Here is a 26,104-nt window from a genome sequence, read left to right as displayed (position 1 = left end):
TGATGCTATCGTCGAAACAAATTCAGCACAAATGGAGCGTTTGACCGCTCCATTCATTAAGATTTAAGTGTTGGAAGAACCGGTTAGTGAACGGCAACAGGATCCATGTCGTTTTGACGCGCCAGTACAAAGGCCAGCGACCGGTCGCGCACCAATGCTAAACGCTCACCCTCGGCGCTATGAACCGCATAGAGTGTCTCGTGACCCATCGCCTGTTCACGCATATCCTGAGGCAAGTCCGCTACGTTGACTGCGCGAATATAAACAATCGGCTGGTCTGTTTCAGTGCCAAAATTATACTGCGTATTCATATCGCTTACCCCTTTTTGATCTTGATGGTCTGAACCACGGTTTCAGGCGTCGCGCGTGTCAGATCCACGTGCAGCAAGCCGTTTTCAATAATGGCCTCGCCCACTTCGACGCCATCCGCCAACACGAAAGAGCGTTGAAATTGCCGTGCGGCGATGCCGCGATGCAGGAACATCCGGTTTTCGCTATCATCCGTTTGGCGTCCACGGATCACCAATTGGCGGTCTTCTACCGTGATCGAAAGGTCATCCTCGCCAAAGCCGGCAACGGCCAGCGTGATGCGATAAGAATTCTGCGAAGTTTGCTCGATATTAAACGGCGGATAGCCTTCGTTACCTGATTTGGCGCTGCGTTCCAGCAGGCGCTCAAGTTGTTCGAACCCAAGCATATAAGGGTGCGACCCCAGAGTAAGCTTTGTCATCGACACGTCCTTGGCGTTAAGCGACAGTCCATTTGCGGGCCCCGTTTTGGCAGCCTGCATCGATAAATATGGGCATTAAGGGTGATCCGCGCAAGGGCTATGCGAATGCTTGGTTAAACAGTATATTACAACTCCCACGTGACCAAGGAATCGCCCAGGAATGAACGCCTATCGTGATCTGTCGATGAAATCCGAAGAAGTGTTACGTGTTGAGCTCGAAGAGTTTCGCCGTCAGCACCGCGATTTGGACGAAGCGATTTGCGCGCTAGAGGAAAAAGGCGCACGTGATCCGTTTACGATAAAACGCTTGAAACAGCAGAAGTTGCGCCTGAAAGACATCATCGCAATTATCGAAGATCGCCTGATCCCAGACATCATCGCCTAAGCGCCCTTACGTGGTCTTGCGCACAACCAGCGTGAAACACATCGGCAATTGCGCATCCTGCTCTTCGTATTTGTCATATAGCTCTTCGCGATTGCTGTGCGCATGTTCGGTCAGCCGCTCGATCGAAAGCCCCGCTTCGATGCAGGCGTTGATGATATCGCCCATGGTGTGCACAAACCAATAAAGCGGTGGTCCTTTCGTGCTTTCAGCACCCAAATAGGCAATTGTCTCTTCCTCGACATACGGATCTTTCCTGAAATAGGATTCATCTGGCGTGTAAGGATCGTCCCCCTCCGGATCGAACATCTCCAGCACCGGATGCGTCTCATAGACCACAAGCACCGCGTCTTGCGCTAAAAGCGAAGCAACCGCGCGGAAAAATCCCGAAATATCGGGCATCCAGTTCAAAACGCCAATGGTGATCAATCCCAGATCAAAGCCCCGTGGCACATCGGCGGGCAGGTCATAGATATCCGCGCGCAGAAACTGGCAATCCGATCCAGCAATCTCAGCCAGCTTGCGGGCCTGCGCCAAAAAGTCATCCGCGATATCAATCCCCAACCCCGGCTCTGCCCCAAAGGCCGGTAGCGACAGCAATTCGCGCCCGTTGTTACAGCCAACCTGCACCGCCCGCCGCCCTTCAACGCCGATCTCGCGCAGGGTGGCACTTATGGTGTCGTCAAAAGCCGAAAACCCCGGTGTGCGCAGTTGCGCCACCATGTCCTGCCAAAACTCGGTCTGCTCAAAGGCTGCCGCCGAAGCGTTCCAGGCATTGCGATTGGCCTCAGTATAATCCTCGGTTTTATCCATCATACCCACATCCAATTTTTGCGCCGTGACTGCACTGCTGCGCAATCATCGTAGCATTGCATCTTATTGGTAGAAACCTCTGAGAGGATCAGTATAGTGCGCGCTTCATTGCTAAAGGGCATGTCATGGCAAATCCACAGGTTGGCATCATCATGGGCAGTCAATCCGACTGGCCCACTATGCGCGAAGCCGCAGACATTCTGGACCAATTGGGCGTGCCGTTCGAGGCGCGGATTGTGTCCGCTCACCGTACGCCTGACCGGCTTTGGGACTACGGCAAAACTGCCGTTGATCGTGGCCTCAAGGTGATCATTGCCGGCGCCGGTGGCGCAGCACATCTACCCGGCATGATGGCGTCCAAAACCCGTGTGCCTGTGGTTGGTGTCCCCGTCGAGATCCAAAGCGCTATCCGGTGTGGACAGCCTTTATTCCATCGTCCAGATGCCCAAAGGCTTTCCCGTGGCAACCATGGCAATCGGTGCGGCGGGTGCCGCCAATGCAGGATTGATGGCGGCCGGGATCCTGGCCACGTCAGACGCCGCCCTGGCGGAACGTTTGGATGACTGGCGCACGGCTCTGTCGGCCTCGATCCCGGATGTGCCACAAGATGACTGACGCACTCCCCACGGGCGCAACCATCGGCATTTTGGGTGGTGGTCAGCTGGGCCGGATGTTGGCCGTTGCCGCCTCGCGTCTCGGCTTCAAGGTCTGCGTTTTTGAGCCCGGTGGCGATTGTCCCGCCAGCCATGTCGCCAACTATCATTACAAGGCCGACTACGACGATCAGGACGCGCTGCGCCAATTTGCTGAGAGCGTTGATGTCATCACCTATGAATTTGAAAACATACCGACCTCTGCACTGGACCTGCTCGAAGACCTCTGCCCTGTGCGGCCCGATCGCATGGCATTACGGGTCAGTCAGGACCGGTTGGTGGAAAAGGCCTTCCTGACCGATCTTGGACTAAAAACGGCACCCTTCGCGGCCGTTGATGACCCAACTGACCTTGCCGAGGCGATGTCCGAAATCGGATTGCCCGCCATTCTGAAGACCCGGCGTTTTGGCTATGACGGTAAAGGCCAGGCCCGGATCAAATCGCCGGAAGATGCCGAACAGGCCCTGAAAGACATGGCGGGCGCACCCGCAATCCTTGAAGGGTTTGTTGAGTTTTCCCACGAAGTGTCTGTCATCGGAGCGCGAAACGCTGCCGGTGATGTTTCGTGTTTTGACCCCGGTGAAAACGTGCATGAAGACGGCATTTTGCGTACAACTACCCTGCCCGCCAGACTGACGGCGGCGCAGCGTACCGATGCGATCCTGCTGGCGGCCAAAATCCTCAACAAGCTCGACTACATCGGGGTTATGGGCGTCGAACTTTTCGTCACCCCTGATGCGCTCATCGTCAATGAGATCGCACCCCGCGTACACAATTCGGGCCATTGGACCCAGCAGGGATGCACCGTGGATCAGTTCGAACAACATATCCGTGCCATCACTGGCTGGCCGCTTGGCGATGGCAGCCGATATGCGGATGTTGTGATGGAAAACCTGATCGGTGATGACATGGACCGCGTGCCTGAGCTGAGCCGCGATCCCTCCGCGTCACTGCATCTCTACGGTAAGGCGCAGACCAAGGCGGGCCGAAAAATGGGGCACGTCAATCGGATCGTTAAATCGGGCTGACGCCTCAATCTGCACCGTGTCCCCAAGGCGATACGCTGGAATTGGCATGTCACATCCGATGCAGGCGCTGAGGACGCCGCCGTCAGGCGAAGGACGAGGGAAACCGGCGCACCGAAGGTGCACCTTGGGATTACCCCATGAAACGGGATAGAATTTCGCCACTCATGTAACTTGGCCGACCCCCAGCAATCGTGGCTGCGACGCGACGGCTGGCTTTGTGCAGCACGACCACATCCGCGCGTTGCCCCGGGGCCAACGATCCACGATCACTGAGCCCCAATACCCGCGCTGGTCCAGCAGAAATCAGTGCCCATGCACCCGCCAGATCCATTACGCCGCCGTCGGTCAGCAAAAAAGCCGCACGTCGCAGTGACGGGTAGTGATAATCGGACGCCAAGGCGTCGACTAATCCCATCATCACCATCTCAATCGCGCTGGCATTGCCTTTATGTGATCCTCCGCGCACCAGGTTTGGCGCGCCCATGATCAACCCGTCACCAGCGGAATGCGCCGCCTCTGCGGCCTCCAGTGTTTCGGGAAACTCGGCAATGATCGCCCCGCGCGCGCGCCACGCCGTGCGTTGGTCAGCGCTGTTGTCATCATGGCTGCCCATGCGAACGCCCCGCGCGGCCAGCCGTTTGCACAGGTCATCGACCGCCGGACCAACTTCGGGCAGACGCTCATGGAGACCTTTGATGATCTCAAGGTGCTTTTCCGGATTGCGCCCGATCCTGAGAGCCTGGCCCGTCAGACCTGGCGGTTTTTTCCCTTTTTCCAATGCGTCATGTGGCAGGTGATCGTTGAAAACGACATAGCTGATATCATGTTCTGCAATCATCGCCTCGACAGCCGCATAGTCATCCAACATCGACGTTTCAAACCGCAGTTGCACACGCAAATCGGTCTCAACACTGTCCCGCATCTCGGCCAGAGCGGTGAACACCCGACCTGCGAATTCAGGGCCCCGCATGCCGCCTTCCCAGCTATAGAATTGCGCCAATGTGGCTGTCGTGATGCCGCTGGCCGCCAGTTCCGCTTCGGCGGCGACCAACCCTTGATCGAGATCCTTCATCGCACCACGACGTGGCGCCAGATGCCGCTCAAACCCGTCGCCATGGATGTCGACGATGCCCGGCAGTACATAGTACCCGCTCAGATCGACCGCGCGTGACACGTCATCAGCCACGACAGTGCCTCCCGCAATCGACAACGGTTGCACGCGAATACCTTCTGGCGTCAGAACCTCTGCACCGACGAACTTAACTTCAAGTGCCGTCATTCACTGCCGCCCCAGAAAAGCTCTCCGATATCCAGATCATCGTCGAATTGCCCATCCCGCAAGAATGCCTGAACCTGCGCAATGACGATCGGGTTGTTCATCATGAATGTATGCGTCACCGGCAATTCGATGTGATCCGCCATGCCCTCAACCCGGGTGGAATCGACTGACACCTTACCGTCATCCGGCCCCTCAATCAGAACCGAAAAATAGGGGTTGAGCGAACGTGTCCCGGCGATGACACCAAGTTCAAAATCCACGGGCGGCAGTCTTTCTGGCAATCCTTCCGGCCCGGTTTCCAATTGCACCGACGCGGGCCCGTTGATCCATTCGAACACTTCCAATGCACCCAATTCATCAACCACTTCCGATCCGTGGTTTGGCGGGGCCAGCATTGCAACACGGCCCAGATTTGCCGGCCGGTGATCCTTGAGCCACGCCCGAAGCAATATGCCACCCATCGAATGGGTGACGAAATGCACCGTTTCATCGCCACAGGCCGCAACCGCTTGGGGCAGGGTTTCTTCGGCAAGGCGCGCAATGCGCTTTTCTGTCGATGGGTACCCCGGCGCGACCGTCTGATAGCCTTCAGCTTCCAAAACTTCTTGGAGAACCAGAAAAGATGTTTCCGTACGTTGCAAGCCATGTAGCAAAACCACGCATTCAGCCCGCACGGTCGCGGGCAAAAGCAAAAACAGGATAAACAAAAGACGCTTCATTCCCTTGAGATACGCGCAAAACCCCGATTACAAAAGGGTTTGTCACGTAACGGAAGACATGAAACATGCCCATTAGGCTGGCGACACGCGCCATAATTGTCCATGAAAACCGCTTGTTACTGGTGAACGCCTTTCCCGGCGGGGTCAGTGATCTGTGGTGCGTTCCGGGCGGCGGCGCGGAAATGGGCGCATCGTTGCCCGAAAACCTGATGCGGGAAGTTTACGAAGAAACCGGTTTACGCATTGAAGTTGGCCCGCCTTGTCTGGTCAACGAATTTCATGATCCGGACAAGGGATTTCATCAGGTGGATATCTTTTTTCGCTGTACCATTATTGGCGGCGCGCTTGACGACACGTGGCAAGACCCTGAGGATGTGGTCACGGAAAGGCGGTTCGTTACGCGCTCTGAAATGTCCGAATTGCAGGTCAAACCAGACAGTCTCGCGGATGTCGCCTTTTCTGACGCCGTCCTCTATGACCCGTTGGAACGACTGGTGATGTAGCTCGATGGTTGTCGCATGGCACTCTTTTCAGCGGTTTGGCCACGAGACCACGGATATGGCCACGCCGCCCAGCACCAGAATAGAGGCCAGAGCAAATTGCAATGTCAGCGCTTCGGACAAAAAGAGCATCCCGCCTGCCATGGCAATCACCGGCACGGTGAGTTGCGCCACAGCAGCCACCGATGCGGCCAACGAGGGCAAAACCGTATACCAGAGTGCGTATCCGACACCCGATGTGATCGCACCGCACAGAATGGCCAGCACAATACCATGTGATGTCCAGACTGTAGGCTCCGCCGTGGGTAGGGCAAGCCCGACCAGAACCCCGATGGGTGCGGCCAAAATGAAATTGGCAGCTGTGCCCTGCAAACCATCGTCGCTGAGCCGGCCTGCCAATGAATAGACACCCCATCCAACGCCGGCCAAAGCCATCAGAAGCCCGTGCACAAGGCTAATGGAGGCGTTTTCCGTGGGCCATAAAAGCCAGACCAGACCCGCAAACGCGAACCCTGCCCCGACCCAGCGCCGCACGGGCATGGGTTCGGATTTGATCAGCCCACCGGCGAACATTGTGATTTGAACGATACCAAACAGAATGAGCGCGCCCAAACCGGCATCCAATTCCCGGTAAGCCGTTGAAAATCCGTAGAGATAAACCAAGAGCGACAGGACGCCCGCCACCCGGCCAGCGCCACCAAGCCGCAGCCCGCCACGCAAGAAAAAACACAACACTGCCAGCATGATCGCCCCGGATAGCAGTCGGACAATCCCAAAACTGACAGCATCAATACTGCCCCCGGCCAACGCCATGCGGTTGAGCACTGAATTGGCCGCAAAGGCAATCATGGTAAGGGCAGTCAGCAGGAAAAGACGCATCAGAGGGTTTCGAACGCTTTGGGATAGATCAACGTCTCTTCTGGCACATCATTAGCGGGTCCCACCAGCAAACTCTGCGTGATCGGACAAGGCCTGGTAAGCCTTACCGCTCCATCGCGGCTGAAATCAGAGCCCTGCACCATTATCCGGTTGGGTCCAGACGGGATTGCGCCGCACGCATGGTCAAAAGAAGCTGCCGAATGGGAAAAAGTGCACCATATCGCCAGGTTGGATCACCTGCGCTTCGTCGGAAATCTCAACCAGACCCTCGGCCCAGCTCAGCCCACTGATGCGCCCGGACCCTTCTGACTTGAAAACCTCGACCTGCCCGTCGCGCAGGCGGGCCCGCAGATATTCGCGCCGCCCCGGCTTTTTGTTTTTCGCGAACGCGGCGGGCACAAGATACGACTGAGGTCTGTGCCAGCCCGACCCCGCCAGGATGCCCATGGCAGGTCGGCCGAAAATCAAGGTACAGACCATGGCCGCCACGGGATTGCCGGGCAGGCCAAAAACCGGCGTGCCCTGCCACATCCCCAATGCCAAAGGTCGGCCAGGTTTGAGGGCAATCCGCCATTCAGCCATGGCACCCGCATCATTCAGAAGCGCCGAGACGTGATCTTCGTCGCCCGAGGACGCCCCACCCGACGTCAGGATCACGTCCGCTTTTTCTGCCGCTTGATCCAACGCGTTCCGTAACGCGTCCCTGTCATCGGCAACTTTGCCCAGATCAACAGGCTCGTACCCAAATTTGCGGATCAATCCAATCAACATGGGCCTGTTGGCATCAAAAATCTGCCCATCGGCCGCCCGTGTGCCTGGCTCGACCAACTCGTCACCGGTTGAAATCACTGCCACCCGCAGGGGTTGGTAGACGTCCACTTCGGCGATGCCGATGGCCGCCATCAGCGCAAGATCTGCCGGCGTCAGCGTCCGTCCGGCAGGCAATGCCGTTTCACCCGCGCTGATATCTTCTCCCGCCTTGCGCGTATTTGCGCCCCGTTTAATGCCCTGACGAAACGCAATCTGACCGCCTTCGACCGTTACGTCTTCTTGCAGGATCACAGTATCGACGCCCTGTGGCAGCGCCGCGCCCGTCAGGATGCGGATCGCATGACCTGCTGGTACTGCGCCCTCATATGCAAGACCCGCTGCGGCACGACCCTCAACCAATGGCAGTACGGGGTCACCATCCGGCAGGCTGCCAAAGGCAAATCCATAGCCATCCACGGCTGTATTGGCCTGTGGTGGATTGGAACGCGCGGCCACGACAGGTGCTGACAACACACGCTCAAGCGCGGCGTTGAGCAAGACGCGTTCCGAGCCCACAACCGGATGTAGCCTGTCACGCAACATCGCCAAAGCTTGGTCCACCGGCGTCCAGTCAACACCTGCAGGCAAGGCAAAGCAATCGTCGCGCAGAGGGGGCGGTTTCGGTGTCACAGCCCCACCTCAGCCAATATGAAATCGGCAATAGCGGCCGTGTCGTTCAAATCAAAAACCGGGCGGTCCAGATCAATGTCTGTATCGCTTGCCACCGCCCGGATTGTCTGGTCGCCGATGGCAATCAATTTATTGCCCGTCACGCTGCGAAACGCCTCGACCTTAGGGTGCGCATCGCGCTTGTAGCCTTCGATCAAGATCAGATCGACAGGCGAAAGCTTGGCCAACAGAACGGACAAAACAGGTTCGTCTTCGGTGCGCAGCTCGTGCATCAAGGCCCATCGGTTGCGTGAGGCCAGAAGAACCTCCTGCGCACCTGCAACACGGTGGCGATGACTGTCTTTGCCCGGGTGATCCACATCAAAACTATGATGCGCATGCTTAATGGTTGATACGCTGAAGCCCCGACCGGTAATTTCGGTCACCAACCGTTCCATCAGACCGGTCTTGCCAGCGTTTTTCCACCCGACCACTCCGTAAATTTTCATGTCATTGCCTTGTGTATTTCACGCGCTTTTTCAAGGTCTTCCGGTGTGTTGACGTTGAAAAACGGATCACCTTCGCCCTCAAACAATGCCTCGTTTCCACCATGCCCATCGGTCCAGGCCACAACCTTGCGCAATCCATTCTGAAGCGCCTCTCGCAGATCATCCCGGAGCGCCACGGGCCACAATCCAAATGTCGGGTGTCGGCCATCTGGCGTCGCGGCCAAGACAAGCGGTACGTCCTGACCTTCGGCGGCCAGCATAAGGCGTGGCACCAGATCACAGGGAAAGAACGGCGTGTCACCGGCGACAGTCACGATCGTCTCAGCACCCTGTTCTGCCGCCCAATCAAGGCCCGCCAATACGCCGGCCAAAGGTCCCGCGAAACCCTCAATATTGTCCGGGACGACAGGCAGGTTGAACCGGGCAAACCGAAAGGGATCACCGTTGGCATTCAGGGCTATGTTGACCACTTGTGGTTCTAGTCGCGCGATCACCTGATCAAGAAGCGAGGTTTCCCCCAGATCCAGCAGCGACTTGTCCCCGCCCCCCATCCGCGTGGCCAAACCGCCCGCAAGTATTACACCTTGTGGCTGTTTCATCCGCGCGCTCCCTTGCGCCCGGATTTGCTTGGTTCATCCGCAATCTGATCCGGGTCCGCGTCCCGCAACAGGCGCGCTTCGCCGCTCAAACAGACAAATCGTTTGCCTCGCATGCGACCGATCAGTGTCAGACCGACTTCATTGGCAATCTCAACACCCCACGCTGTGAATCCCGAGCGCGAGGCCAGCACCGGTATGCCCATAAGCGCCGTTTTAATCACCATTTCCGAGGTCAGTCTGCCCGTGGTGTAGAGCATTTTGTCATCGGCGGCGACGCCTTCGGACAACATCCATCCCGCAATTTTATCGACCGCGTTGTGACGTCCGACATCCTCCATGTAGACCAAAGGGCGGCTACCCTGACAGAGCACGGTGCCATGAATAGCCCCAGCTTCGAGGTAAAGTGACGGGGTACGGTTGATCTTGCTGGCAAGGGTGTAGAGATCCGATGTTCTGACCTGTTGGTCGGGCAGAACGACGTTCTCCAACCCTTCCATCATGTCCCCAAAAACGGTACCGACGGCACATCCGCTGGTCCGGGTCTTTTTCTTCAGCTTTTCTTCGTAACTGGTCTGCCCGTCGGTGCGCACGACAACGGTTTCCAGATCATCATCGTAGTCAACCCGCTCGACGGTTTCATCCGTCCCCAACATGCCCTGATTGCGCAAAAAGCCAAGCGCCAGATATTCGGGGTAGTCACCGATTGTCATAGCAGTAACGATTTCCTGCCCGTTCAGGAAAATCGTCAATGGCCGTTCTTCCACCACGGAAATCCGTGTGGACTGCCCTGCGTGATCCACACCATCTACGGCCCGGGTCAAACGGTGTGCACCGGGGTCGGGCGCGATCAGGTAATCACTAAGGTTTTCATTCTTGGCCAATTGAATATCCCATGATGGGGCGTCATTTCCCGCAATCTAGGGCCAAGTCGCAGCAACGGAAACCACCAAATGTGCAGGGCCGTTTCAAAGGGGTTGAATGTCTACTGGACCACCACCGCATCACGGGCGACGGCGTTTGGGTTCCATTCACGCAGCACCTTGCTGTTGTCGTCGCTGTCATATTCGTAAAGATCTTGCTCGCGCACGCCCGGGATTCGGCCGAATTGATCCGCCAATTTCACCGGGTACCACGTCGTCTGAATGGCCTCAAAACCCGGCAAACCCGCCAGTACCGATGATGTGCTACGCGAACATTGCGCGGCAGGAACTGCGCCGTATGCCATAACCGCGCGAATGGCCGCTTCGGCCACTTCGGGTGACACATTAAGCTCCTGCACTTTCACGTGGTAGGTCTTGCGCGCGTGATAGCGGGTGTAGACGTCTGCCACCGGCGGCGTAATGCCGAAGACAACATCATTCCGCTCCGGTAGCGTTTCGTGCTTGAAGGAGCCTGCCGGGTCAAAAATGATGCGTTGTGATCCATTGATCATCAAGGACGTATGCGCGCCCGCGCCCGTGCGATTGTTGATCATGGTGAAAAGCGTCAGGCGCGGCGGTCCGTCATGGCGGTAGGCGGCACGCGCCACATCCTCATCCGGCGCCCAAACGCGCTGCCCGGCGCAGCCCGTCAATACGATGGCCGCCGCCAAAGCGAGGATTAAATTTCGCATTGTTTTCCCCAGATTACCGGTCAGGCAGGCGGTTTCAGCCGTTCACCAGTGCCAGAAAAACCAGGAATACGGCGATACCCACACATGTCCATGTGACGATTTTCATGAAACCATCAAATGTCTTTTCCTGAACGTCCGTATTCATTTCGCCATGCTTGTGATCAGCCATTTTCAATTCCCCTGAGGCAGGTATCATCATAATTCCGCTGTTGGATACTTGATTTCATCAGGGCTGTCACCACCCGAAACCAACAGCATTGTTCACGCTTTTTCGATGCCTTCCGCCAGACGGAAACCGATACGGTTTGGTTCGTCCTGCTCCAACTGTTTTGGCAGGGTACGCAACATCACGTTTAACTGGCTGACATGCTGGACCAGCTGGGTTTTGCCCCCGGTCGGATCGCTTCCGTAGAAGGTGACGATATCCGGGTCGAAATATCCCATGCCTTCGATCCTGAGCACACCGGCGTCTCCGCCTGTGAAACCCATGGCGACCTCGTGTTCATTATCCAGCGTCTTTTCGAAATTTTGGATGTAGAGGATCAGGCGCTCGTAGGCCCATTGTGCCGGGCTTTTTTGTTTAACCGGTTGAAGATCAACACCCTCGGTGACGTCCTTGCCGCCCCGACAGCGTTCAGGGTCGGAGTGCACTTCATGACAGCGCGGTATCGCGTCGGCTTCCAGCGCTTCCGCCGACGTTTCGATTTTATTGTCCATCACATCTCATCCCTTCATCAGCCACATCCATGCCCCGTCCTCGCGGCGGTGGCGGCTGACTTCGCCAGCCTGATATAGATGATTGAGATGTGCAACCGCTTCTACAAGGGCCAATCCATAGGTTCCGTGATCAATTTTTCGTTTGAAAAGGGGCGCAAAACACTCGCCGGCACTGCGCGGCGTCACCAAATGTTCCCGCAACCGCGCCAAAGCACCATGGTGATTTTCCGCCAATTGGCGCATGCGAACAGGAAGGCCGGTAAACGGCACTTTGTGCCCACCACACACCAGGTGATCCTCGCGCGCCAAAGTGGCAAATCGCGCGCAAGCCTCCAACCAATCAGACAGCGGGTCCGCCTCCGGCTCGGTCGGATAGACACCGATATTGGGGCTGATGGACGGGAGTATCTGATCCCCTGCCAGAACCAGATTATCGTCCCGGCTCCAAAGCGTCAGGTGTTCAGGCGCGTGGCCGTTCCCGATATGCACGTCCCATTCCCGCCCTCCGGCGGAAAAGACATCACCTTGCTTGATCCGCGTATAACCCACAGGCAGCGGGTGGCATGTATCAGCAAAATTGAAGGGGCGGCTGTTCTTGCGTTCCTCGAAGATCGCCTCATCCATCCCGGCCGCACGCCATAGTTTCAGCGCCTGAGGGGTGGGGCGATCTTCGGCGTCCAAAATCAGCATCCGCGCCATCAGCCAACTGGTCCGCGTGGCAACCAGTTCGGCGTCAAAGCGCGCCATCAGCCATCCGGCCATCCCCACATGATCCGGATGATGGTGGGTCAGAATCACACGGCCCACGGGTTTGCCACCCAGAGGCCCGCTCAACACGTTTTCCCATAGAGATACCGAGCGTTTGGAATAGATGCCCGTATCCACAATGCTCCAGCTGTCCCCTTCGTCCAACGCGTAGACGTTCACATGATCCAACGCCATCGGGAGGGGCAGGCGTATCCACAATACACCTTCAGCAATTTCAATCGACTGGCCGGGTTCGGGCGGTGTCTCCCAAGGATAGCGCAAAACGCCGTTTTTTGTGCTCATCACGCGCTCAGATCCTGCACATCGATTGCATAAAGATCGTCCGCGCCCGCCGTGGCATGGGCCAATAAGCCTACATGTTCCGGCAACAGGCGTGTGATGTAGAAACGCGCGAGTTTGCTGCGCGGACCATCGCCCTTTTCCGCAATCGCCGCGGTCAGGTGAAAATGCCCGCCCAGAACACGTGCAAATGCTATTAGAAAGGGGACAGAACCCGCAAACCGCTGGTTCATGTCCTTTTGAGCCAGCATCCATTCGACGGCTTCACGCAGAGATTCTGAGGCTTGCCACACGGGTTCTGCGAGGTCTGGAAACTCGGTGCGGACGGCTTCGGCCTGGGCCTCGATCTCGTCCAGCAGAGCATGGGCCGCATCGCCACCATCCATCAGCTTGCGTGCCACCAAATCCATCGACTGAATACCATTTGTGCCTTCGTAAATCGCCGTCACCCGCACATCGCGGGTATATTGCGCCGCGCCGGTTTCTTCGACATATCCCATGCCGCCATGAATCTGGATGCCCATGTCCGCAACATCAATGCCGGTTTGCGTCCCGAATGCCTTGTTGATCGGGGTCAGGAACGCCGCGCGCGACGCCCATTCGTCAGCCCCAGTTGCCGTTTGCATGTCGATGGCCACTGCACAAGCCAACGCTATGCTGCGCGCCGCGTAAATATCTGCCTTCATCGTGGTCAGCATCCGGCGAATGTCCGCATGGTCCACAATCGCGCCGGCACCACTTGCCATCGGACTGCGCCCTTGTTTGCGTTCCAACGCATAGGCAAGCGCGTGTTGGTAGGCGGCTTCAGCCGTACCAATCCCCTGTCCCCCCACACCAAGACGCGCATTGTTCATCATGGTGAACATCGCCCGCATTCCATCATGTTCCTGACCAATCAGCCATCCTGTCGCGCCGTCATACTGCATCACCGCGGTCGGACTGCCGTGCAATCCCAGTTTATGTTCCAGACTGACCACGCTCAGGTTGTTTGCAACACCCGGCACACCGTTTTCATCCGGGATCAGCTTGGGCACAAGAAAGAGGCTGATGCCTTTGGTTCCGTCCACCCCGTCCGGCAAACGCGCCAGAACCAGATGACACACGTTTTCCGTAAAATCGTTGTCGCCCCAACTGATATACACTTTTTGCCCGGAAATCGCGTACGTGCCGTCTCCATTGGGTTCCGCTTTGCTGCGCAATGCGCCCACATCGCTACCTGCATGCGCCTCAGTCAGGTTCATTGTGCCGGACCACGCACCGCTGATTAGTTTGGGCAGGTAAATGTCCTTGATGGCATCGCTGGCGTGGTGTTCCAAAGCCTCAATCTGGCCTTGGGTCATCAAGGGGCTGACCTGAAGGCTGAGACAGGCCGAGGCCATCATTTCGTTTACTGCGGTGGCCACGGTCATCGGCAGTCCCATGCCGCCAAAATCGGGGCTGGCGCTGATCGAGACCCAACCCCCATCCGCAATCGCTTTATAGCCCTCATCAAATCCGGGGCTGGTGCGGACAACTCCGTTTTCCAGTTTTGCAGGGTGCAGATCACCATCACGCTGAAGCGGGTACAAAACCTCTTCGCTCAACCGGCCAGCTTCGGACAGGATCGCGCCTGTGATATCGGATGTCGCTTCGGCAAATCGATCTGTTTCAGTGACCTGTTCCAGCCCGACCACGTGATCAAACAGGAACTTGTATTCCTCGACCGGTGCGCGATACGGCATAAGTGGCTCCTGAGCTAAAATATCGGGCAGCTTGGCAATCAAAGCCGCACCCTATATGCAATTCTTTCGCGATCTACCGTATCCGAACGGCTATTGCCATCAACCAAAACGCCGCGTCAAAATCATGAGGTCGCGCAGTGCAGACCAAAATGCTTTCTCCAGATGCTCAGGGCTTCAGCGCCGCTGCTGAAATCATGCGCGCCGCAGGTCTGGTGGCGTTCCCGACCGAGACTGTGTACGGACTTGGAGGCGACGCCAGAAATGACATTGCGGTTGCGCGGATTTTTGAAGCCAAGGGCCGCCCCCACTTCAACCCGTTGATTGTACATGTTAATTCCATTGACGCTGCGCAAGAACTGACCTGTTGGTCGGATCATGCCGATCGTTTGGCACACGCGTTCTGGCCCGGCCCGCTGACTTTGGTTTTGCCGGTGAGCGCCGATGCGGGCCTGTCGCCTCTGGTGACGGCTGATCTACCGACCGTCGCCATTCGTGTGCCAGCGCACCCGGTGGCACAGGCGCTGTTGGGGGCCTTTGGCGGGCCAATTGCGGCACCCTCCGCCAACCCATCGGGTCGTATCAGCCCAACGACCGCCGCGCATGTGGCGCAAGGCCTATCCGGTCAAATCGCGGCCATTCTGGATGGGGGCGCCTGCGACGTGGGGGTCGAGATCCACCATATTGGGGCTTGCGTCTGAACCAACGCTCCTGCGCCCCGGCGGATTACCCATCGAAGCGTTGGAGGCTGCACTGGGGCACCCGCTTGCCCGGCATTCCGACGGCGATCCTCTCAATGCACCGGGGCAACTGACCTCGCATTATGCGCCACGTGCACCGGTTCGGCTAAATGCCGAAACACCTCTACCGGACGAGGTGTTGTTGGGCTTTGGGCCCGTGGACGCGACGCTAAATCTTTCGCCGGCGGGCGATCTGGTCGAAGCGGCCGCCAACCTCTTCGGGCATCTTCATGCGCTTGACGCCATGCAGGCCAAAGCCATCGCTGTGTCGCCTGTCCCAGACCACGGGCTGGGTCGCGCCATCAATGACCGCCTCAGACGGGCCGCGGCACCCAGATCATGACAGCGGAGCATTCGATAATTCGAACCGTCGTGGCGCCTGCACCAACGGCTGCTTTTTGACTGTTTTTCTTTGCGCTTATGTCGCTGGCATCTGCTGTGTGGCGCAGTGAATACCGCCGCCCATCTCGCCCAGCGGATCGACGTTTAAGGTAATGATTTCCCGGCCCGGATAGTGGCGTGCGAGAGCCTCTACGGCAATCTGATCACTTTGGGTGTCCCCGAATTCCGCGGCGATGACGGCACCGTTGCATACATAGTAGTTGGCATAAGACGCAACAAAATCGATGCTTTTCACCCGGCGCACCTCTGGTTCGGGGATGACTTCCACGGCCATGCCTTCAGCGATCAACACGTCATGTGTATCAAGGGCAGCCACATGAAACGGGTCGTTTAAGTCGGGCTCATCCGGCAGATTGATCAACACGCGTCCGGGCCCCGTGAAACGCGCCAGACTGTCAATGTGGTAATCTGTAATGTCCTCACCCCAAACACCATCGGACCAGATCATGCGGTCAGCCCCATAGGCCTGCAGCAAAAGTGCCTCAACTTCCCGCTGTGAAAGACCGGGATTGCGGTTTTTGTTCACCCAACTGCTTGCGTGCGCCATCAGCAAACCGTGGCCATCTTGTTCAACGCCGCCAGCTTCGCCCCGCAAGCCGGTTGGGAGCAACGGTAACCCCAATTGCTTGGCGACACGCTCCGCAATTTTTGAATCGCGGCGGTGTACCTGTTTCTCTCCCCAGCCGTTGAACTGAATATGGCTGATGGCCAGGTCACCCGCATCGTTGCGCACAAAGATCGGGCCGGCATCTCTGCACCACAGGTCTTCGGTTGGGATGTCCCACAATTCCACAGCCGCGGATAGTTTCTTTCGCGCGCTATCGTGATCCTGCAACGCGGCCAGCATTGTTACCGGTTCGAATTCCGCAATCGTATTTGCGATATCCGCAATTGTCCGTTGCGTCATATCCAGAAAAACCGGATCGGAGTGGACCCGGCGATTGACCGGCCATTGCATGAACGTGCGCTGATGCAACGCTTCCTCTGGTGGAACAAAGTATCCGGTTGCGGATGATGTCGCCGCGCCGCCAATGTGACCAATCAAGCTCAGAACCCCTCCGCCCAAAACAACTTCCCGTCGTCTCACCGTCCGACCCCTGAAATCGTTGAACGTCCTACATTAACCCTACAAAATTCATGGGGTCTGTAGAAGCCGGCATTCGCACCGCATTGAAGCGACGGTGTGTTCGCGGGCGCTTTAGGGCTCCTGAAAAACACCGTACAAAAAGTATAAGGGCCGCCTGTGGCAGCCCTTTTCCGAAAACCGTTTGAACCCGGGGGGGTTACTGGCAGCGCTTCTCAGCTTCTTCAATGGCTGCGGTAAACCCAGACAGCGAGAAGGTGTCTTTGGTTATCGTGCCACGCCCCGACCGGGCAGTCAGTACCGCAGATGCACCGCGCTTGAGGGCCGCAATGATTTTGGCGTCATCTGCCGTGCTGGCAGGCCAGGCCCATTCGCCTTCGGTGAACATCTCAAATTCGTTGCCGCCAACATTGACGTTTACCGTAGATCCCCCGGCAAAGGGATATCCGCCGGTGAAGGTCACCTGACCCTTGACGCCGGCACCTGGCCGGAAAAAGGTCATCAACAGGATGTCCCCGCGACGCACAGCCACGACGCGGCCGTCTTTGGTGTTAACTGTTTCAGTGGGGGCCGATACAGCCCAGCATTCGCGCGGGTCTTTATCTTCGAAAACACTCCATGCGGTTTTCGCCGCGACCTGATTGGTGCTTTCTTCTTGTGCCCAAACACCAGTAGCGGCCAGCGCGAGCGAAACGCACCCAATGCCGCGAACTAAACGTGATACCATTTGCTCAGCCTCCAAGCTGACATTTGCCTCAATTTTCGTGGGCCGATTGCATCCCTCGTCGGATTTATTGTTGTGAACGGCCTCAACGTACTCGACATTGCAACAATAGCCTGAAACAGGCGAGATATGAAAGACGCAATTGGCGGAAATTTGCACAGCCCGCCAAGAGATCGGAGAGCGGTATGTCGAACCCCGTACCCCTGACAGAAATCTGGCGGGGACCATTTTTGGAATGTGTCCATTTGGGTCACGCCGTGATCTGCGACGAAACCGGCCAGATTGTCGATGCCTGGGGCGACCCGAACGCTGTCGTGATGCCGCGCAGTTCGGCCAAGATGATCCAGGCGTTGCCGCTGATAGAAACCGGAGCGGCTGAAAGATTTGGCCTGACGGATCAACAGCTCGCCCTTGCCTGCGCCTCTCACAACGGGGCCGCAATCCATACCGACCCGGTGCGAATGTGGATGACGGATTTGGGTTTGGGTGACGATGATTTCCGCTGTGGCCCGCAAATGCCCAAGGACCGCGCCGCTTTTAACCACCTGATCCGAACCGACGGAAAACCCTGTCAGGTGCATAACAACTGTTCCGGCAAACATGCGGGCTTCCTGACCCTGTCAAAACACCTTGGCGGAGATGCAGATTACATCGCACCGGACCACGCCGTTCAAAAAGCCTGCCTGGATGCGTTTGAAGAAACCACAATGGAAACCAGCTCCGGTTTCGGCATCGACGGATGCTCGGCCCCTAACCATGCCTGCTCAATGCACGGTATGGCGCGCGCAATGGCCGGTTTTGCCACAGCGACAGAGGGCGCAAACCAACGGCAAACCGCGGCCGTCCGCCTGTGGCAAGCCATGGTCGCGCATCCGGATCTGATCGCCGGAGACAGACGCGCCTGTACCGAGCTGATGCGCGCCACATCCGAACCAGTTGCCCTGAAGACCGGTGCCGAAGGATATTTCAGCGCCATCATCCCCGGTCGAAAGATGGGGATATCCGTCAAGGTGATGGATGGGGCTGTTCGCGGAGCAAACTGCGCCATTGCGGCCCTGTTGGTGCGCGTCGGTGTGCTTGAGGCGGATCATCCGGCAACAATGCGCTTCATGAATGCGCCGATTCTCAACCGTCGTGGCATCGTAACCGGTGTCGTGAAGCCAGCCGACTCACTTCTGAACTGAGCCAGCGGGCAATCGCCCATCAACCCAGACGGGTATTTCAGGCCGAATCTCGCCCAGAAACAAGTCCGCGGTGGGCACCGTCCCGCCGATGCAAAGATGTGACCTGGTCACGGCAGTGATCTGCCGAGGTCAGCCGGCCATTTCGGCCTGTTCTCGCATGGTTTTCGCTCATCGATCCGCAAGGTCGGGACATTCGATGCCACCCTCCCCATGTTCAGTTCGAGGGCACAAAACGCTCTCGTTAAAGACATCAGAAAAGGGAATGAAACCATGTTGAAAGAAATCACCGCAGCCACCTTCGCCATCGCCCTGACACTTCCTGCTGCCGCTCTGGCATCAGAAGCCATGGATGCAGATGGTGACGGCGCTGTCTCAGCTGAAGAATTCGCCGCCGCGCATCCCGAAGCCTCCGCGGGTACGTTTGAGCAGATCGACACCAACGCCGATGGCGCTCTCGCCGAGGACGAAATCTCCGCGGCACGCGAAGCCGGCGTTCTGCCTGACGCCTCGTAATCCCGGGCGGAACAGCTTGGCCCCGGGGGCGCTTTTGCGCCCTCGGGAACCCGCCGGAATTCCGGCGCATCCTGCCGCAAACACCCCTTGTTTGCGCGGGTCTTTTCCCACATTGTGACTGTTATTCTCAGGGCGGGGCGAAATTCCCCACCGGCGGTAACGGGATGTGCATCCCGAAGCCCGCGAGCGGCCACGGGATTGCCATGGTGTCAGCAGATCTGGTGCGATTCCAGAGCCGACGGTCATAGTCCGGATGAAAGAGGATGACAGGTGCACTGGCGCAGGCCGGTACTCCTTTCGTTTGATGCTCTGGGTGACGTGTCAAACGAAAAGGAGACCATCATGACACTCCCCCGTTACGCCTTCATCAAAGCCAATTGGCATGCCGATATCGTAGACCGCGCGCTTGAAGGCTTTGCCGAACTGATCCCTTTGGAACAGATAGACGTATTTGACGTGCCCGGTGCGTTCGAAATGCCGCTTCTGGCCCGCGATCTGGCCAAATCCGGTCGGTATAGCGCTGTCGCGGCGGCTGCTTTTGTGGTGGATGGCGGCATTTACCGGCATGAATTTGTAGCGCAGGCTGTGGTTGACGGTTTGATGCGCGCCGGTTTGGACACCGATGTACCGGTATTGTCCATCTCACTCACACCGCACCAATTTCAGGAAACCGCACATCACACGGCGATATTCCAAAAACATTTCGTCGAAAAAGGTCGTGAAGCCGCACGTGCTGCGATGATGATTGGCAAGACACGGGCTCAACTGGCCGCTTGAAACGCCCGCTTCACAATCCCCGGGGTATTTTACTCTCGATTGAGTGCAACCAAGTTCCCTCCCCCTTGGGGAGGGACAGGGAGGGGGCCGGGTTACCAGAGCCCGTCAGGGCGCCTTGATCCCGTTCTTGACGTCACATGTCGACGATTGGCGCAACTTCGACCGATCCACCACGATTGAGCACAGGGCATCCTTTGGCCATCTCCACAGCGGCATCCTCATCGGACGCTTCAACGATCGAATACCCCGAAAGCGGGTTGGATCCGCCGTCATTTGCGACGTGATCTGCGCTTACTGTTTTTGATTTACCCACCGGCGCGCCCATGTCGACACAACCCTGGCCCATTCCACCTAACCAGGATTGCCATGCCGCCATCTCCTTGGCGCCTTCTTCTTCGGTTTCGGGCATACTGCCCCCGTGATAGGCAAAGATAAATTTGGGCATTTTCTGTCTCCTTTTTTTGAAATTTTCAGACCGTGAGTGTTGCGATGAAACGCTCCAGGCGTCCCAGTGGCCCGGCCCAACCTGCCGAATGCCGTTTGGCGATTTCGGGACTAGCCAATTCTCGGTGATCCACGATCAAACGCGCGCCATCGGAAGTGGCCTCTATCGTGAACGTCACATGGCTTTCCGCCCCTCGCTGATCTTCCGCATCATGCCACCCCCAGGTAAATCCGACGGATGTGGGTGGGCTGACATGGGTCACCTGGCCAGATAATTTGTACGGCGTGCCGTCCGCGCCAATCATTTCCGAAAACCAGGGGCCGGTCGTGCTGAAATCCAGATGTTGCGCGGGATGTTGCATTCCGTCATGCCCCCACCAGTTCAAAATCTCTGCTTGTTGCGTCACCGCCTGAAACAGCCGCTCAGGACTGACCGGAAACTCACGGATGATCTGAATATCAGCCATTCTTTGTCTCACTTTCAGCGGCCAGAAAAGCCTCCAGCCGGTCCATACCGGCCTGCCAAAAGGCGCAATGATCCAGCGTCCAGTCAGAAATCACCTTCAATGCCTCTGGTCGCACCGAATAAAGCCTCCACGTGCCGTCGACGCGGTTTTGTACCAGACCTGCTTGCCGTAGAACCTTGAGGTGGCGCGACATGGCTGGCGCGGACAGATCCGCCGTTTCGACAAGGTCACTCACCGGAAGCTCTCCCTCGGCCATCAGTTTTTCGACCACGGCCAAACGGGTGGCATCCGACAGGGCAGAAAAGGTTTGGATCAAATTACTCATGTCCATTGATTTACATTTATGTTAATTAACATTCAAGTTAATTTTTTGAAATACCCGAATAATCCCTTGCAATCGCCGCAATTCCGGACGCTTGGCGTGGTTTCTGGATGGCTCGAACACCTCAAACGAGCGCCACCATGCATCAAGACAGACCACAACAGATCACGCGCAAGACCGATGACGGCCTGCAGGTCCAGCGATTGACGCTTACCGCACGGGGCAAGCCGAGCTTCACGCTGTTTCCCATGATCCACGTCGCTGATGCCGCCTTCTTCGATGCGGTGATGGAGGAGGCCAATCTCCATGACTGCGTTCTGAAAGAAGGCATCGGCGCAGGCCCTGCCGCCCGCACCACGCGGGCTGCCTATCGAAACATCAGCAGAAACGACACTGGACTGGCTGTGCAACCTACCGGGCCGAAGAATCCGCATGACAATTGGTTCAACAGCGATCTGAACGCCGACGACTTTCGAAAGAAATGGAAGCAGATTCCGCTGTTGAAGCGTGTTTTGTTTCACGTGGCCTTGCGGGTTGTGGGCCTGATCATGCGGTTTGGCAAAGCCCGCGCTCTGCTGGCCGACGCGATGGCCACATCGCCCATGACCGATGGCTCTTCGCTGGAAGGACTGTTTGGCAAGGAGTTTCGGCAAGTCGTGATGGATGACCGGGATGCCGCTTTACTACGAAGTTGTGAAATCGCAATTGACCGTCGACCAAACGACAGGGTTGCCGTTATCTGGGGTGCGGCTCATATTCCTCAGCTGGCTCAGTCCTTGATCGAAAAACACGGCTACCGCATCAGCAACCGGTCATGGATTACGGCGCTGGCACCTAACTAACCGATTACTTCAGCTTACGAACTCGTCTCTGGCGTAGCCCTGAAGGTACAAGAGTGCGGTCAGGTCCCCGAAGTTTATCCGCACGTCACATTCCGCCGCCACAGCAGGTTTGGCATGCAAAGCCACCCCTGTGCCCGCGCGGCCCAACATACCCAGATCGTTGGCACCATCACCCACGGCAATCACATCCGCCTCTGTGACCCCTAGCCGGGCTGTAATCTCTTCCAAGGCATCGATCTTGGCCTGCCGGCCCAAAATTGGTCGCCCCACGTCACCTGTCACCTGTCCCTTGTCGGTCAGGAGTACATTCGCGCGGTTTTCGTCAAAGCCGAGTTTTGCTGCCACCTCCGCCGTGAAGGCGGTAAACCCGCCCGACACCAGCGCCGCGTGCGCGCCGCCTGCCCGCATGGTCGCAACCAAAAAATCACCACCCGGCGTGTAGGTGATGCGTTCTTCGATTACGCGGGCAATCACGGCCTCATCCAGCCCTTCCAGCAGTTTGACCCGTTCAACCAGCGCGCCTTCGAAATCCAGCTCGCCATTCATGGCGCGCGCGGTGATGTCTTTCACCTGTGCGCCCACGCCTGCCTCTTCGGCAAGCTCATCAATGCATTCCTGTTGGATCATCGTGCTGTCCATATCCGCCAGCAACATTTTCTTGCGGCGGCCATCGGCGGGCTGGACAACAAGATCAACCTGCATGGCTTGCAGGCTGCTCCATGCCTCCCAACGCGTATCGGGCACATGCGATACCGCAAACTCCGCGGCGGTATCCGGCGCCAACCAAAGCACGTCTTCGCCGCCCCATGCATTGCGCAGATTTTCAACCAAAGAAGGATCAAGCAGCCCCTCGGGCGCAATCAGGGTCGTGACAAACATTTAACGAAGTTTCCGATCGTGGACATGTGGGTCGTATTTAATCACTCAAGCGGCGCTATAGCGCCAATTCTGCACTTGCGAAAGGTCCCGGTCAGGAATATTCCCATCCGTGGGACACCCTTCCCCAACGAAGGGCGCATATCTGGAAGGATAGCATCAATGGCTACTCAAGAACCGGCAACGCGGCCGGCTAATCCGCGTTTTTCATCTGGCCCCTGCGCCAAACCCCCGACATTTGACGTCACCCGACTGAGCGACGCGCCTCTGGGCCGAAGCCACCGCGCTACTGTGGGCAAAGAACGCCTGAAAGCCGCGATTGAAGGCACGCGCGAGGTGCTGGGCATTCCGGAAAGCTACAAAGTGGGCATCGTGCCCGCTTCGGATACGGGCGCTGTCGAAATGGCCATGTGGAACCTGCTGGGCGCGCGCAAGGTTGAAATGCTGGCCTGGGAAAGCTTCGGCGCGGGCTGGGTCACAGATGTGGTCAAACAGCTGAAACTCGATGCTGAGGTCAAAACCGCGGATTACGGTCAGATTGTTGACCTCAGCAATGTCGATACAGACAACGATGTGGTCTTTACATGGAACGGCACTACCTCGGGCGTGCGCGTGCCGAATGGCGATTGGATCAATGCGGGGCGCCAAGGCCTTACGATTTGCGATGCCACATCTGCCGCCTTCGCGCAGGATTTGCCTTGGGACAAGCTCGATGTAACCACGTTCAGCTGGCAAAAGGTGTTGGGTGGCGAGGCCGCGCATGGCATGATCATCCTCAGCCCCCGCGCGGTTGAGCGACTGGAAAGCTATGTGCCTGAGTGGCCCCTGCCCAAGATCTTCCGCCTGACCAAAGCAGGCAAGCTTATCGACGGCATCTTTGAAGGTGCCACCATCAACACACCTTCGATGCTGGCGGTTGAAGATTACCTGTTGGCGCTTGAATGGGCCCGTTCAGTGGGCGGATTGCAAGGCCTGATGGCCCGCGCAAATGGCAACACCAAGGCCATCGCGGATTTTGTCGAGATGCATGACTGGATTTCATTTCTGGCCGACGATCCGGCAACCATGTCGAACACATCCGTATGTCTGAAATTCGACGACGCCCGCATTCAGGATTGCGCAGGCTTTGCCAAGACTGTCGCCAAACGGCTGGAAGCGGAAGGTGTGGCCTATGACATCGGTGCTTATCGCGATGCCCCGCCGGGCTTGCGCATTTGGTGCGGTGGTACGGTTGAGACGTCCGATATCGAGGCTCTGATGCCTTGGATCGAATGGGCGTTCGAAGCTGAAATCGAAGCGCTGACCGAGACCGCTTGATCTCATTCGGGTGCGCGGAAAACCTGCGCACACTCTCCCAAAATTATATTCCAAAGGACGCTCAAAATGGCTCCCAAAGTACTCGTATCCGACAAACTCTCCGAGACCGCCGTGCAGATCTTCCGTGATCGCGGCATCGACGTGGATTTCCAACCTGATCTTGGCAAGGACAAAGACAAACTGGCCGAAGTCATCGGTCAATATGATGGCCTTGCCATCCGCTCGGCCACCAAGGTGACGGAAAAGATCCTGAAAGCCGCTGACAATCTCAAGGTCATCGCACGCGCCGGCATCGGCACGGATAACATCGACAAAGAAGCGGCCTCCAAAAAAGGCGTGATCGTCATGAACACGCCCTTTGGCAACATGATCACAACTGCTGAACATGCTATCGCAATGATGTTTGCCGCCGCGCGGCAATTGCCAGAAGCCTCGGCGTCCACCCATGCCGGGAAATGGGAGAAGTCAAAGTTCATGGGAGTGGAGCTGACCGGCAAGACCCTGGGCGTTATCGGTGCCGGGAACATCGGCGGGATCGTGTGTGAGCGCGCACGCGGTCTCAAGATGAAAGTCATCGCCTATGACCCATTCCTGAGTGAGGAAAAAGCCGACAAAATGGGCGTGGAAAAGGTGGAGTTGGATGAGTTATTGCCGCGTGCTGATTTCATCACGCTGCACGTGCCCCTGACCGACCAGACGCGCAATATCCTGAGCCGCGAAAATCTGGCAAAAACCAAGAAGGGCGTGCGGATCATCAACTGTGCGCGCGGCGGGCTGGTGGACGAAGAAGCATTGGCTGAGCTTTTGAAATCCGGTCACGTGGCGGGTGCGGCATTTGATGTGTTTGCGCAGGAACCCGCCACGGAAAACCCGCTCTTTGGCTTGCCGAATGTGGTCTGCACCCCGCATCTGGGCGCCGCTACGACCGAGGCGCAGGAAAACGTTGCCCTGCAGGTGGCCGAGCAGATGTCAGACTATTTGTTGACGGGTGCCGTGACCAATGCCCTGAACATGCCGTCGGTGACCGCCGAGGAAGCCAAGGTCATGGGACCTTGGATCAAACTGGCTGATCATCTTGGCGCGTTCATCGGCCAGATGACGGACGAACCCATCAAGGCCATCAATATTCTCTATGACGGTGTCGTGTCCGAAATGAACCTTGGCGCGCTCACCTCGGCGTCGGTTGCTGGCATCATGAAATCCGTAAACCCGGAGGTGAACATGGTCTCCGCGCCGGTGATTGCCAAAGAACGCGGTGTGAAGATCAGCACCACCAAGCAGGACAAATCCGGTGCTTTTGAGGGGTATATCAAACTGACTGTCGTGACGGATCAGCGCGAACGTTCGATCGGCGGTACCGTTTTCAGCGATGGCAAGCCGCGCTTTATTCAGATCAAGGGGATCAATATCGATGCCGAGATCGGACGTCACATGCTGTACACCACCAACAATGATGAGCCTGGCATCATCGGGACCTTGGGCCAGACCCTGGGCGAAAACGGCGTGAATATCGCGAACTTCACCTTGGGTCGTGCCGCGGCCGGCGGAGAGGCCATCGCGTTGCTTTACGTCGATGACAAAGTGCCTGATCCGGTGATTTCCAAGCTCAAGGAAACAGGCAAGTTCCAGCTGATCCGGCATCTGGAATTTGATGTGGTCTGACCCCCCTATCCATCTGTAGTTCAAAGGAAACGCCGCCCGATTGGGGCGGCGTTACTCTTGAGGGAATGGCCCTAAACCACGGGCCACGGGGCGCATCAGACGCATTGCCGCTGGACATTTGAACCCTGCCACGTCTCAGTACCTAC

General features: G+C 57.3%; 30 protein-coding genes, 2 pseudogenes and 1 riboswitch. Of the genes and pseudogenes, 11 read left to right on the top strand and 21 right to left on the bottom strand.

What is annotated here, in order from left to right; genetic code table 11:
• Positions 1-83: 83 nt before the first annotated feature.
• Together ACZ1HJ_RS07975 and ACZ1HJ_RS07970 are read right to left on the bottom strand one after the other, a co-directional pair.
• Positions 84-311 (bottom strand): DUF1150 family protein, encoded by a 228-nt coding sequence (locus ACZ1HJ_RS07975; RefSeq protein ID WP_472721769.1) that lies wholly within the window; start codon positions 309-311, stop codon positions 84-86.
• A gap of 5 nt (positions 312-316) precedes the next feature.
• The gene (locus ACZ1HJ_RS07970; protein WP_472721768.1) at positions 317-730 is read right to left on the bottom strand and encodes an Hsp20 family protein; all 414 of its coding nucleotides are present in this window, start codon (positions 728-730) and stop codon (positions 317-319) included.
• A 160-nt stretch (positions 731-890) separates the two neighbouring features.
• Between ACZ1HJ_RS07970 and ACZ1HJ_RS07965 the strand changes: the two genes are divergently transcribed.
• Entirely contained in the window at positions 891-1,115 is a 225-nt protein-coding gene (locus ACZ1HJ_RS07965) for a YdcH family protein (protein ID WP_472721767.1), read from the top strand.
• Between the two features lie 6 nt (positions 1,116-1,121).
• Here the strand turns inward: ACZ1HJ_RS07965 and ACZ1HJ_RS07960 are convergent, their stop codons facing one another.
• Positions 1,122-1,928, bottom strand: a complete 807-nt coding sequence (locus tag ACZ1HJ_RS07960) for a class I SAM-dependent methyltransferase (protein WP_472721766.1) — start codon at positions 1,926-1,928, stop codon at positions 1,122-1,124.
• 122 nt (positions 1,929-2,050) lie between these two features.
• Between ACZ1HJ_RS07960 and purE the strand changes: the two are divergent.
• Together purE and ACZ1HJ_RS07950 are read left to right on the top strand one after the other, a co-directional pair.
• A pseudogene (gene purE / locus ACZ1HJ_RS07955) lies at positions 2,051-2,540 on the top strand (5-(carboxyamino)imidazole ribonucleotide mutase).
• Entirely contained in the window at positions 2,533-3,606 is a 1,074-nt protein-coding gene (locus ACZ1HJ_RS07950; protein WP_472721765.1) for a 5-(carboxyamino)imidazole ribonucleotide synthase, read from the top strand. The pseudogene purE and the gene ACZ1HJ_RS07950 overlap by 8 nt, the downstream one beginning before the upstream one ends.
• A 130-nt stretch (positions 3,607-3,736) precedes the next feature.
• On the opposite strand, the gene ACZ1HJ_RS07945 is transcribed toward ACZ1HJ_RS07950, so the two are convergent.
• Together ACZ1HJ_RS07945 and ACZ1HJ_RS07940 are read right to left on the bottom strand one after the other, a co-directional pair.
• Positions 3,737-4,885, bottom strand: a complete 1,149-nt coding sequence (locus ACZ1HJ_RS07945) for an alpha-D-ribose 1-methylphosphonate 5-triphosphate diphosphatase (protein ID WP_472721764.1) — start codon at positions 4,883-4,885, stop codon at positions 3,737-3,739.
• Positions 4,882-5,604 carry an alpha/beta fold hydrolase gene (locus tag ACZ1HJ_RS07940; RefSeq protein WP_472721763.1) on the bottom strand — a complete coding sequence of 241 codons (723 nt, stop codon included), beginning with the start codon at positions 5,602-5,604 and terminating at the stop codon, positions 4,882-4,884. Before ACZ1HJ_RS07940 ends, ACZ1HJ_RS07945 begins: the two co-directional genes overlap by 4 nt.
• A 65-nt stretch (positions 5,605-5,669) precedes the next feature.
• On the opposite strand from ACZ1HJ_RS07940, the gene ACZ1HJ_RS07935 reads away from it, so the two are divergent.
• Positions 5,670-6,107, top strand: a complete 438-nt coding sequence (locus ACZ1HJ_RS07935; protein WP_472721762.1) for an NUDIX domain-containing protein — start codon at positions 5,670-5,672, stop codon at positions 6,105-6,107.
• 27 nt (positions 6,108-6,134) lie between these two features.
• On the opposite strand, the gene ACZ1HJ_RS07930 is transcribed toward ACZ1HJ_RS07935, so the two are convergent.
• The 10 genes from ACZ1HJ_RS07930 to ACZ1HJ_RS07885 all read right to left on the bottom strand — a co-directional run bounded on the left by ACZ1HJ_RS07930 (position 6,135) and on the right by ACZ1HJ_RS07885 (position 14,607).
• Positions 6,135-6,983 (bottom strand): DMT family transporter, encoded by an 849-nt coding sequence (locus tag ACZ1HJ_RS07930; RefSeq protein WP_472721761.1) that lies wholly within the window; start codon positions 6,981-6,983, stop codon positions 6,135-6,137.
• A gap of 183 nt (positions 6,984-7,166) precedes the next feature.
• Positions 7,167-8,423, bottom strand: a complete 1,257-nt coding sequence (locus ACZ1HJ_RS07925; RefSeq protein WP_472721760.1) for a molybdopterin-binding protein — start codon at positions 8,421-8,423, stop codon at positions 7,167-7,169.
• On the bottom strand, positions 8,420-8,911 hold the full coding sequence (mobB, locus tag ACZ1HJ_RS07920; protein ID WP_472721759.1) for a molybdopterin-guanine dinucleotide biosynthesis protein B: 492 nt from the start codon (positions 8,909-8,911) through the stop codon (positions 8,420-8,422). Before mobB ends, ACZ1HJ_RS07925 begins: the two co-directional genes overlap by 4 nt.
• Positions 8,908-9,510: a molybdenum cofactor guanylyltransferase MobA gene (mobA, locus tag ACZ1HJ_RS07915; protein ID WP_472721758.1), complete on the bottom strand. Its 603-nt coding sequence runs from the start codon at positions 9,508-9,510 to the stop codon at positions 8,908-8,910. The genes mobB and mobA overlap by 4 nt, the downstream gene beginning before the upstream one ends.
• Positions 9,507-10,397, bottom strand: coding sequence for a formate dehydrogenase accessory sulfurtransferase FdhD (fdhD, locus tag ACZ1HJ_RS07910; RefSeq protein ID WP_472722183.1), 891 nt, complete (start codon positions 10,395-10,397; stop codon positions 9,507-9,509). Before fdhD ends, mobA begins: the two co-directional genes overlap by 4 nt.
• A gap of 95 nt (positions 10,398-10,492) precedes the next feature.
• Positions 10,493-11,122, bottom strand: a complete 630-nt coding sequence (locus ACZ1HJ_RS07905) for a hypothetical protein (RefSeq protein ID WP_472721757.1) — start codon at positions 11,120-11,122, stop codon at positions 10,493-10,495.
• Positions 11,123-11,156: 34 nt separating this feature from the next.
• Positions 11,157-11,291 carry an aa3-type cytochrome c oxidase subunit IV gene (locus tag ACZ1HJ_RS07900; protein ID WP_472721756.1) on the bottom strand — a complete coding sequence of 45 codons (135 nt, stop codon included), beginning with the start codon at positions 11,289-11,291 and terminating at the stop codon, positions 11,157-11,159.
• A 92-nt stretch (positions 11,292-11,383) separates the two neighbouring features.
• A complete protein-coding gene (locus ACZ1HJ_RS07895) occupies positions 11,384-11,839 on the bottom strand; it encodes a DUF6173 family protein (RefSeq protein ID WP_472721755.1) in 456 nt (151 codons plus the stop codon).
• Positions 11,840-11,845: 6 nt separating this feature from the next.
• On the bottom strand, positions 11,846-12,889 hold the full coding sequence (locus tag ACZ1HJ_RS07890; RefSeq protein ID WP_472721754.1) for an MBL fold metallo-hydrolase: 1,044 nt from the start codon (positions 12,887-12,889) through the stop codon (positions 11,846-11,848).
• Positions 12,889-14,607, bottom strand: a complete 1,719-nt coding sequence (locus ACZ1HJ_RS07885) for an acyl-CoA dehydrogenase (protein ID WP_472721753.1) — start codon at positions 14,605-14,607, stop codon at positions 12,889-12,891. Before ACZ1HJ_RS07885 ends, ACZ1HJ_RS07890 begins: the two co-directional genes overlap by 1 nt.
• Positions 14,608-14,756: 149 nt before the next feature.
• On the opposite strand from ACZ1HJ_RS07885, the pseudogene ACZ1HJ_RS07880 reads away from it, so the two are divergent.
• Positions 14,757-15,687: pseudogene (locus tag ACZ1HJ_RS07880) on the top strand (L-threonylcarbamoyladenylate synthase).
• Between the two features lie 75 nt (positions 15,688-15,762).
• Here the strand turns inward: ACZ1HJ_RS07880 and ACZ1HJ_RS07875 are convergent.
• Positions 15,763-16,797, bottom strand: a complete 1,035-nt coding sequence (locus tag ACZ1HJ_RS07875) for an agmatine deiminase family protein (protein ID WP_472722182.1) — start codon at positions 16,795-16,797, stop codon at positions 15,763-15,765.
• Positions 16,798-17,029: 232 nt separating this feature from the next.
• The gene (locus tag ACZ1HJ_RS07870; RefSeq protein WP_472721752.1) at positions 17,030-17,557 is read right to left on the bottom strand and encodes an invasion associated locus B family protein; all 528 of its coding nucleotides are present in this window, start codon (positions 17,555-17,557) and stop codon (positions 17,030-17,032) included.
• A gap of 182 nt (positions 17,558-17,739) precedes the next feature.
• On the opposite strand from ACZ1HJ_RS07870, the gene ACZ1HJ_RS07865 reads away from it, so the two are divergent.
• From ACZ1HJ_RS07865 to ACZ1HJ_RS07855, 3 genes are all read left to right on the top strand, one after another.
• Entirely contained in the window at positions 17,740-18,738 is a 999-nt protein-coding gene (locus ACZ1HJ_RS07865; protein WP_472721751.1) for an asparaginase, read from the top strand.
• Between the two features lie 270 nt (positions 18,739-19,008).
• The gene (locus tag ACZ1HJ_RS07860; protein WP_472721750.1) at positions 19,009-19,251 is read left to right on the top strand and encodes an EF-hand domain-containing protein; all 243 of its coding nucleotides are present in this window, start codon (positions 19,009-19,011) and stop codon (positions 19,249-19,251) included.
• 119 nt (positions 19,252-19,370) lie between these two features.
• A riboswitch (FMN riboswitch) is annotated at positions 19,371-19,520 on the top strand.
• Between the two features lie 40 nt (positions 19,521-19,560).
• The gene (locus tag ACZ1HJ_RS07855) at positions 19,561-20,028 is read left to right on the top strand and encodes a 6,7-dimethyl-8-ribityllumazine synthase (RefSeq protein ID WP_472722181.1); all 468 of its coding nucleotides are present in this window, start codon (positions 19,561-19,563) and stop codon (positions 20,026-20,028) included.
• A 133-nt stretch (positions 20,029-20,161) separates the two neighbouring features.
• On the opposite strand, the gene ACZ1HJ_RS07850 is transcribed toward ACZ1HJ_RS07855, so the two are convergent.
• Genes ACZ1HJ_RS07850 through ACZ1HJ_RS07840 form a run of 3 tightly spaced genes read right to left on the bottom strand, consistent with a single transcriptional unit; the run spans position 20,162 to position 21,264 of the window.
• Entirely contained in the window at positions 20,162-20,473 is a 312-nt protein-coding gene (locus ACZ1HJ_RS07850; RefSeq protein WP_472721749.1) for a YciI family protein, read from the bottom strand.
• A 25-nt stretch (positions 20,474-20,498) separates the two neighbouring features.
• Entirely contained in the window at positions 20,499-20,939 is a 441-nt protein-coding gene (locus ACZ1HJ_RS07845) for an SRPBCC family protein (RefSeq protein ID WP_472721748.1), read from the bottom strand.
• Positions 20,932-21,264 carry an ArsR/SmtB family transcription factor gene (locus tag ACZ1HJ_RS07840; protein ID WP_472721747.1) on the bottom strand — a complete coding sequence of 111 codons (333 nt, stop codon included), beginning with the start codon at positions 21,262-21,264 and terminating at the stop codon, positions 20,932-20,934. The genes ACZ1HJ_RS07845 and ACZ1HJ_RS07840 overlap by 8 nt, the downstream gene beginning before the upstream one ends.
• Positions 21,265-21,401: 137 nt before the next feature.
• On the opposite strand from ACZ1HJ_RS07840, the gene ACZ1HJ_RS07835 reads away from it, so the two are divergent.
• On the top strand, positions 21,402-22,103 hold the full coding sequence (locus tag ACZ1HJ_RS07835; protein WP_472721746.1) for a hypothetical protein: 702 nt from the start codon (positions 21,402-21,404) through the stop codon (positions 22,101-22,103).
• Positions 22,104-22,112: 9 nt separating this feature from the next.
• Here ACZ1HJ_RS07835 and serB read toward each other — a convergent pair whose 3' ends face one another.
• Complete coding sequence (gene serB, locus ACZ1HJ_RS07830) at positions 22,113-22,982, bottom strand: phosphoserine phosphatase SerB (RefSeq protein ID WP_472721745.1); 870 nt, start codon at positions 22,980-22,982, stop codon at positions 22,113-22,115.
• Between the two features lie 159 nt (positions 22,983-23,141).
• On the opposite strand from serB, the gene ACZ1HJ_RS07825 reads away from it, so the two are divergent.
• Together ACZ1HJ_RS07825 and serA are read left to right on the top strand one after the other, a co-directional pair.
• Entirely contained in the window at positions 23,142-24,296 is a 1,155-nt protein-coding gene (locus tag ACZ1HJ_RS07825; protein ID WP_472721744.1) for a phosphoserine transaminase, read from the top strand.
• Between the two features lie 66 nt (positions 24,297-24,362).
• The gene (gene serA, locus ACZ1HJ_RS07820) at positions 24,363-25,958 is read left to right on the top strand and encodes a phosphoglycerate dehydrogenase (RefSeq protein WP_472721743.1); all 1,596 of its coding nucleotides are present in this window, start codon (positions 24,363-24,365) and stop codon (positions 25,956-25,958) included.
• Positions 25,959-26,104: the final 146 nt, after the last annotated feature.

The sequence above is a fragment of the Roseovarius sp. JB2-10 genome, assembly GCF_055693585.1.
The sequence above is the reverse complement of the archived record's forward strand: the minus strand, read 5'-3'. Positions and strand labels throughout refer to the sequence as shown.